Source organism: Nocardioides sp., assembly GCF_036401255.1.
Classification (GTDB): domain Bacteria; phylum Actinomycetota; class Actinomycetes; order Propionibacteriales; family Nocardioidaceae; genus Nocardioides.
On record NZ_DASWVI010000141.1, the window covers coordinates 19,518 to 27,523 of the forward strand.

An 8,006-nucleotide genomic window follows, 5' to 3' on the forward strand; every position below is an offset into this window, starting at 1 on the left:
TCGAGGGGTCAGGAATCTGCAGCCAGGTCGAGTAGCCGCGCGACCGACGCAGGAGGTCGCGACCGGCGGGTCGAGACCGTGTAGCAGCAGCCGGACCGAGGAGCTCACCCCCCGGCCGTTAGGGTTCGGGATCGTGGGTTCCTCGGTCTCAGCGCTGCTCGTGAGCCACGACGGCGCCCGCTGGCTGCCGGCCGTGATCGACGGCGTACGCGCCCAGGGGGCACCCCTCGACGACGTGGTCGTCGTCGACACGACGAGCAGGGACGGCAGCGCCGACCTGCTCCACGAGGCCTTCGGCCAGGTCGTCTCGGCCCCCGGGTCGACGACCTTCCCGGCCGCCGTCGAGCTCGGCCTCGCCGAGCTGCGGGCACGCGGGTCGACCAGCGAGTGGATCTGGATCCTCCACGACGACGCGAACCCCGAGCCGGGGGCGCTGGCCGCGCTGCTCGCGGCCGCGGAGGCCGACCCGAGCGTCGCCGTCCTCGGACCCAAGCTGCGTGAGTGGCCCTCGCTGAAGCGGCTGCTCGAGCTCGGCGTCACGATCTCGCGCACCGGCCGCCGCGAGACCGGCCTCGAGCGCGGCGAGTACGACCAGGGCCAGCACGACGAGGTCCGCGAGGTGCTCGCGGTCAACACCGCGGGGATGCTCGTGCGCCGGTCGGTGCTCGAGGAGCTCGGGGGACTCGACCCCCAGCTGCCGATCTTCGGCAACGACGTCGACTTCGGCTGGCGGGCGGCGATGGCCGGCCACCGCACGGTCGTGGTTCCGGACGCGGTCGTGTTCCACGCGGAGGCGGCCCACCGGGGACTGCGGCGCACGCCGCTGACCGGTCGGCACACGCACTACCAGGAGCGGCGGGCCGCGCTCTACACGCTGCTGGTCAACGCCCGCCGTCGCTCGCTGCTGTGGCTGACGATCCGGCTGGCCTTCGGCACGGTGCTGCGGATGATCGGGTTCTTGCTGGTCCGCTCGGTCGGGGAGGCGCTCGACGAGCTGGCCGCGCTGCTGTCGATCTACGCCCATCCCGGTCAGGTCCGCGCCGCCAGGCGCGTCCGGCGCGAGCGCGGCCCGGTGCTCGAGGACCGCGCCCGGCCCTTGCTCGCCCCCTGGTGGCTGCCCTACCGGCACGGTCTGGACTTCCTCGGCGACCTGGTGACGGCCGCGACCAACCAGGCCCAGGACGTCGCCGAGCGGCGTCGTGCCGCGGCCGCCGAGCACGCACCCGCCAGCACCGTCTCCCGGCCCCGCGTCGAGGAGGACGAGCTCGCCGACGACACCGGCGCGGTCGCGCGGTTCCTCACCAACCCGGTCGCGCTCGCCCTGTCCGTGATCGTCGTGGCGTCGCTGGTGGGGGCCCGCGCGGCCTTCGGCGACGTCGCCGGCGGTGGTCTCTCCCCGGTGCCCGCGGGCGTCTCGGACTGGTGGCGCCTGCACATCGAGACCTGGCACCCCCTCGGCACCGGTACGGCGGTGCCCGCACCGCCGTACCTGCCCGTGCTCGCGCTGCTCGGCACCCTGCTCGGTGCCAGCCCCGGTGCGGCGGTCTCCGCGATCCTCGTGCTCGCCGTGCCGGTGGGGCTGTGGGGCGCGTGGCGCTTCCTGCGGGTTGTCGGCCGGCTCGTGACGCCCACCGGTGCGCCCCGCTGGGCGTTGCTGTGGGGCTCGACCACCTGGGCCCTGGTCCCGGTCGCCGCCGGGGCCTGGGGGGACGGCCGGCTCGGCGTGGTCGCGCTCGCCGCGCTGCTGCCGTGGCTGGCGCACGCCGCCCTCGGCTTCGCCGACCCCGAGCCCGAGCGGCGCTGGCGGGCGGCCTGGCGGGCCGGGCTGCTGCTGAGCGTCGGGTCCGCGTTCGCGCCGGCGCTGTGGCTGTTCGCGGTGGTGCTCGGACTCGTCGTCGTGACCGCTGCCGCGCTGATCCTGCGCGGGGCGGGTCGCGATCGCGCGGTGTGGGGCCCGCCCGCCACGGCCGTGGGGCTGGTGCCGATCCTGCTCTCGCCGTGGTGGATCCCGGCGATCCAGCGCGGCGCCGCAGAGGCACTGCTGCTCGACGTGGGCCGGCTGCCCGCCCCCGACGTCGACGCACTCGGCCTGGTGGCCGGCCGGCTCGGCGACCTGGGCGCCCCGTGGTGGCTGGGCATCGTGCCGGCCGTCTTGGCGGTGCTCGCGCTGGTACCGCGCGCCACGCGCGTGCCGGTGCTGGTGTGCTGGGTGGTCGCCCTGGTGGCGGCGGTCCTGGCCGCGGTCCTCGGCCTGGTCACCGTCTCGCTGGCGGCGACGACCCTCGACGCCGGCCTCGGCGCCCTCGTCGTGGTGCTCCAGGGCGCGTTCGTGGTCGCGGCGACCACGGGTGCGATCGCCCTGGGCCAGGGACCCGTCTGGCGCCGGGCGGTCGCAGCGGGCGTGGCTGTCGTGGCCGCCGCCGTACCGGTCGGTGGACTGGCCTGGTGGCTCGCCGACACCGAGCCGACGATCGCCGACGGCATCGACACCGACATCCCGGTCTACATGGTCCAGAGCTCCGAGGCGGGCGCGGCGCACGGCATCCTCGTGGTCCGCGGCAGCGTCGCGGACGGGCTCACCTACACGGTGCGTCGCGGGGACGGCGTGACGCTCGGCGAGGACGAGATCCTCGACCTCGCCGCCGCCGACGCGTCGTTCCGGACCGAGGTGCGCGAGCTGGTCTCGCGCCCGACCCCCGAGGTCGTCGACCGGCTCGGCGCGACCGGCATCGAGTACGTCGTGCTGCCCTCGCCCGCGGACGGGGACGTGGCCTCGGTGCTCGACGCGACCGCGGGACTGGTGCAGGCCAGCGCCGCGGACCGGACGACCCGGGCGTGGCAGGTCGACCGGCCGCTCGACGGGTCGGGGCTCGAGGGCCCCACGTCCTGGCTGCGGGTGCTGCTGCTCGTGGTGCAAGGTGCCGCAGTGATCGTGGTCGCCGTGCTCTGCCTGCCCACCACCAACAGGAGGCGGTCATCGTGAGCCACAGCGCACCCGCCGCACCTGCGGCGCCCGGTCGGCGTTCGACGCGGCGCGGCCGTCGCGCCGACGTGACGGTGCTGCTCGCCGTCGGCCTCCCGCTCCTGTGCGCGCTGGCGCTGCTGGCGGTCGGGGCGTCCGATGCCGAGGACGCCGAGCACCCGCCGACGCGCATCGCGCTCTCACGGGCCACCGTCATCTGTCCGTCGGCGCTCGGGGACGCGCGGAAGGTCGCGATCACGAGCGCGGCCGACGGCGTCTCCGGGCAGGTCGACGTCGGGCTGGGGGAGGATCGGGTCGCCGCCGACATCGAGACCGGCAAGGTCACCACCGTCGCCGCCGACGACGGCCCGCTGGTGGTGACCGGTGAGGACGAGGCCGCTCCCGGTCTCGTGGCCGCGCGGTTCGGGGCCGACCAGCCGGCGGCGCTCTCGTGTCCCACCCCCACCCCGCACGTCTGGTTCACCGGCGTGGGCGCCGGCGCGGGCCACACGTCGGTCCTTGAGCTGGTCAACCCCGACTCCGGCACCGCCGTCGCCGACGTGACCGTCTACGGCCGCTCCGGGGTGGTCGACGCCCCGCGGCTGCGGGGGGTCTCGGTCAGCGGGCACAGCAGCGTCCGGCTCGACCTCGGCTCGATGATCCCCCGACGCGACGAGCTGGCGATCGAGGTCGTCACCTCACGTGGCCGGATCGGCGCCAGCGTGTTGGATCGGTACGACGAGGTCGGCGCCCCGGAGCTCACCGAGGACTGGCTGTCCGGCCGGGCCGAGCCCGCCACCGACAGCCTGTTGATGGGGCTCGCGCCCGGGCCGGGCCGGCGTACGCTCGTCGTCGCCAACGGCACCGACAGCGAGGTGCGCGCCGACGTGCACCTCGTGACCGCCGACTCGGTGTTCGCCCCGGAGGGCGTGCCCGAGATCCGCATCGCTCCGCAGAGCGTCGAACGGGTCTCGCTCACCAGCGTCCTGGACTCCAAGACGGCCGACGGCGCGACCGGGCTGCTCGTGAGCGCGTCCGGGCCCGTCACCGCCACGCTGCGCGCGGTCGCCGCGGGCGACCTCTCACACGCCGTCACCGGCGACGTCCTCGACGGACCGGCCACGGCGCTGCTGCCCGCCGGCGCCAAGGGCGTCACCAAGACCGTCGAGCTGGCCGGCGCCATCCGTGCGGGCTCGGTGGCCGTCGTGGCCCGGTCGGCCTCGGGCAAGGAACTCGACACGGCACGGGTCGACATCGCCCCCGACCAGGGCGTGAGCGTGAAGCTGCCGGCCGGCGCCGTCTCGGTGACCGTGACGCCCGAGCGCACCTCGGTCACCGGCGCGGTGCGGATCACCGCGACGGGCAAGGCCGCCGGCACCGCGGTCGTGCCGTTGACGCTGCCGGTCCTCAACGGGCTCGTCCCCGACGTCCGCCCCGGTCTCCCGTAGCCAGCCGCGCCGAGTCGGCGCTTCTGCAGGTCTGGGCCGGGTCGAGTCGGCGCTTGTGCAGGTCTGGGCCGGGTCGAGTCGGCGCTTCTGCAGGCCACGATCTGCATTGGCGCCGACTCGGGCTCTCCTGCCGTTTGTGTGGGTCATGTCCGGCCCGGGAGGGTGGGGGCGTGGCCGCTGAGGGTGAGCATCAGGAGGCTGATGAGGGCGTCGGGGTCTTTGATGCCGAATGCGATGCGGTTGCGGAGCCGGATGCGGGTGTTGACCGATTCGCTGATGGCGTTGGACAGGTCGTGTTCGATCGCGGCCAGGATCGGGCCGCGTTGGTCGGCGACCATTCGGGCGAGGTCGACGAACTGGGGAATCCGGCAGCGGCGTGCGGACCTGCACCAGGCGTCGAGCGCGGCGCCAGCCTGGTTCAGGGGTAGTCGCAGCACGGCGCGGAGGCCTTCTTTGAGCTGGTAGGCACGCCACAGTCGGGGGTCGGTCTTGGCGATCCAGTCCAGCCGGGCTTGCTGGTGTTCGGTGAGGTTCTCGGGGTTCTTCCACAGCGCGTACCGCGACCGGGTGAGGATCTTCAATCTCTGGTTGGCGGGGAACTCCTGGTCGGCGTCGGCGGGCGGTCGGCCGCGGCCGCGGGAGTTGGCTCGGGCGATCCGTCGGGTCTCTCGCCAGATCTCGAGTCGGACCTCGCCGAGGGCGTCGTTGGCCCACTTCACCACGTGGAAGGGGTCAGCGACCCGGATCGCGTCGGGACAGTTCTTGGCCGTCGCCTTGGCGATATAGGGGGCGGCGTCGGCACTGATGTGAGTGATCTGAGCACACCGATCCGGGCCCAGGGCATCGAAGAAGGACTGGGCGGTGGCGGTGGTGTTGCCCTTGCCGACCCACACCAGATGGCCGGTGTCGTGGTCGACGACGGCGAGTAGGTAACGCTGATAGCGCCGCCAGGAGACCTCGTCGATCCCGATCCTGCTCAGCCCCTCGAGCAGGTCGACACGGGCGGCGGTCTCCTCCCAGACTCGGGCCAGGATCCCGTTCACGGTGCGCCAGGCCACGCGCATCAGCTCGGCCACCGTGGACAGTGAGGTCTTGGTGACCAACCAGGCGACCTGGTCTTCGAACGCGTGGGTGGACCGGGCCCGGTGCCGAGCCCAGGGCACGTGCGCGACGACGACACCATGCGCCTGGCACCGCACCCGTGGCGCGTTGGCCTCCAAGTAGACCCGAATCGTGGCGCAGTCCAGGGCCCGCCACCGCCGACGGCCTCGCCCGGCGTCATAGCCAGCCGCCGGCGCCCGGCACTGCCCACACCGGCCGCGCCGACGCGCGGCGGGTCGCACGGCGACCACGAGGACGCGTTCCTCCCAGTCTAACTCGACACCCTCGATCACGGTCTCTTCGAGACCCAGCAGGTACCGCCATAGGCTGACATCACGCACGCCGCTCTCCTTGACGCCCGGTCCTGGTTCCTAGACAGCTCCAGAACCTAGGCAGAGAGCGGCGTGCGCTCGTCTACGGCACGCTCAACCCACCCACACATTCGGCAGGAGAGCCCGACTCGGCACCCTGACGGGCTGCATTGGCGCCGACTCGGCACCCTGAGGGGCTGCATTGGCGCCGACTCGGCACACGGGGTCAGGTTCGGAGGGGTCAGGGCTCCCGGCGGTGGCTGACCGGCCCGCGGGTCACGGCGGCCGCGAGCTCGCGCGCCACCCGGCGCTCACGCAGCACCGGCGTGTCTCCCGCGGCGGCGTCCCGGAGCCCGTCCAGCACCTCGGCGAGCACCTCGGGGGCCGGCCTGGTCGGGGACCAGCCGAGCTCGCGTTCGGCCCGGCCGGTGTCGAGCGTCGGCGCATGCCGGGCCAGGTCGATCCATCCCGGGTCCACCTGCTGCAGGCGGGCATGCCAGGTCGCGGACGCCGCGGCCCGCAACACGCCCGCCGGCACCTGCACCCGACGCCCCCCGAGCGCGGCGGCGATCTCGTCGGCGGTGACGGCCCCCGCCGCGAGGTTGAACGCGCCTCCGACCCGGCCCTCGAGGGAGCGCACGATCGCGTCGGCGACGTCGTCCGCGTGGACCATCGCGACCACGATCGCCCCGTCCAGTGGCACGACTGGCACGCGGCGCAGCGCCGCCGCCGGGACGAGCATCGGCACGCCGTACCGCAACAGCCCGCTGGCCGCGGTCCGCTGCCCGATGATCCCCGGACGCATCCGGGTCACGAGCGTGTCGCCCGCGTGTGCGTCGAGGAGGCGCTCGGCCGCCACCTTGTGTCGGCTGTACGCCGAGGAGGGGACCCCGTCGGTCGGGTAGTCCTCGGTCACCGGCGCCTCGTCGCGCTTGGGTGAGTAGGCGCCGAGGGACGAGAGATGGACGAGGTGCCCGACACCCGCCCGCTGGAGGGCGTCGAGCACGCGCCGGGTCCCGCCGACGCCGAGCCGCTCGAGGTGGTCGACCCGGTGGGAGGGCTGGAAGCCCCATGCGAGGTGCACGACGGCGTCCGCGCCCCGTACGGCGGCGGCCAGGCCGGGCCCGTCGGCGTCGTCGGTGAGGTCGACGCGGTGCCACTCCACGGGGTCGTCGGCTGCGGACGGGAGCCGCCGTGCGACACCGACCACCTCGTGGCGGCCGTCGGCCACCAGCCGGCGGACCAGGGCGGAGCCGACGTTCCCGGTGGCTCCCGTGATCACGATGCGCATGCGCCCCGGTGCCCGGCGCGACGCCCCCGCATGCGGGGGACGAGCGCCGGTCTGTCGCCGGTCAGTCGCCTGCGTCGTAGCGGGGATCGACCTGGTCGGCGTCGATGCCGAGCAGTTCGGCGACCTGTTCGACGACCACGGTGAGCACCATCGCCTCGAGGTCGGTGCGACTCTCGCAGCGGTGCTCGATCGGCCGGCGGAACAGCACCAGCCGCGTGGGTGTCGCGCCGGAGCCGCGCACGAGCGAGGAGAGCGGGACCGTGCCCGAGGACCAGTCATCGGGGATCTGGGGGGTGTCCTCGACGGCGTACTCGACCAGCCCGAGCCGGTCTTGCCAGCGCTCGTCGATGTCGGTCACGATGTCGAGCGCGAGCTCGTCGAACCGCTCGCGGGCGGTCGGCCGCTCGGGCTGCCCGGGGACGGCCGGCAGCACGGCCGGGCCGCGCATCCCGCGGCCGCGACGGTCGCGGATGCGCCGTCTCGGTACGCCGACCTCGGACCGTGTCTCCTCCACGCCGCGAGCCTAATCCGGCGGCGGGTTGGTGGCGGGTACCGTCTGGCTCGTGAGTCCTGCCCGCCGCTGTTCGCGTACCGCCTGCGGCCGTCCCGCGGTGTGCACGCTGACCTACGTGTACGCGGACCAGACAGCGGTCCTCGGGCCGCTGGCGACCTACGCCGAACCCCATGCCTACGACCTGTGCGAGACCCACAGCGAGCGGCTCTCCGCGCCGCGCGGCTGGGAGGTGCTGCGGCTGGCGCCCGACCCCGCGCTCGCCGGACCCACCCAGGACGACCTGCTCGCCCTGGCCGACGCCGTCCGGGAGGCCGCGCGTCCGGCTCCCGCGCCGGAGGCGCAGCCGGTGCCCTACGTCCGCGAGACCGGACGTGAGACC

6 protein-coding genes are annotated in these 8,006 nt (G+C 74.4%); 3 read left to right on the forward strand and 3 right to left on the reverse strand.

Annotated elements, in window-relative coordinates; genetic code table 11:
* The first annotated feature begins 133 nt into the window (after positions 1-133).
* Together VGD85_RS06355 and VGD85_RS06360 are read left to right on the forward strand one after the other, a co-directional pair.
* A complete protein-coding gene (locus VGD85_RS06355) occupies positions 134-2,983 on the forward strand; it encodes a glycosyltransferase family 2 protein (protein WP_331062604.1) in 2,850 nt (949 codons plus the stop codon).
* Positions 2,980-4,410, forward strand: coding sequence for a DUF5719 family protein (locus tag VGD85_RS06360; RefSeq protein ID WP_331062605.1), 1,431 nt, complete (start codon positions 2,980-2,982; stop codon positions 4,408-4,410). Before VGD85_RS06355 ends, VGD85_RS06360 begins: the two co-directional genes overlap by 4 nt.
* Before the next feature lie 143 nt (positions 4,411-4,553).
* Here the strand turns inward: VGD85_RS06360 and VGD85_RS06365 are convergent, their stop codons facing one another.
* The 3 genes from VGD85_RS06365 to VGD85_RS06375 form a co-directional block, all read right to left on the reverse strand.
* The gene (locus VGD85_RS06365) at positions 4,554-5,852 is read right to left on the reverse strand and encodes an ISL3 family transposase (RefSeq protein ID WP_331062606.1); all 1,299 of its coding nucleotides are present in this window, start codon (positions 5,850-5,852) and stop codon (positions 4,554-4,556) included.
* Between the two features lie 211 nt (positions 5,853-6,063).
* On the reverse strand, positions 6,064-7,113 hold the full coding sequence (locus VGD85_RS06370) for an NAD-dependent epimerase/dehydratase family protein (RefSeq protein ID WP_331062607.1): 1,050 nt from the start codon (positions 7,111-7,113) through the stop codon (positions 6,064-6,066).
* A 61-nt stretch (positions 7,114-7,174) separates the two neighbouring features.
* Positions 7,175-7,627: a metallopeptidase family protein gene (locus VGD85_RS06375; RefSeq protein ID WP_331062608.1), complete on the reverse strand. Its 453-nt coding sequence runs from the start codon at positions 7,625-7,627 to the stop codon at positions 7,175-7,177.
* Positions 7,628-7,676: 49 nt separating this feature from the next.
* Between VGD85_RS06375 and VGD85_RS06380 the strand changes: the two genes are divergently transcribed.
* Positions 7,677-8,006, forward strand: a 330-nt coding sequence (locus VGD85_RS06380; RefSeq protein ID WP_331062609.1) for a DUF3499 domain-containing protein, incomplete at its 3' end; no start/stop codon positions are given.

Excerpts from the sequence above, each read along its gene's own strand:
- VGD85_RS06370 (WP_331062607.1), bottom strand. The coding sequence starts at position 7,113 with ATGCGCATCGTGATCACGGGAGCCACCGGGAACGTCGGCTCCGCCCTG.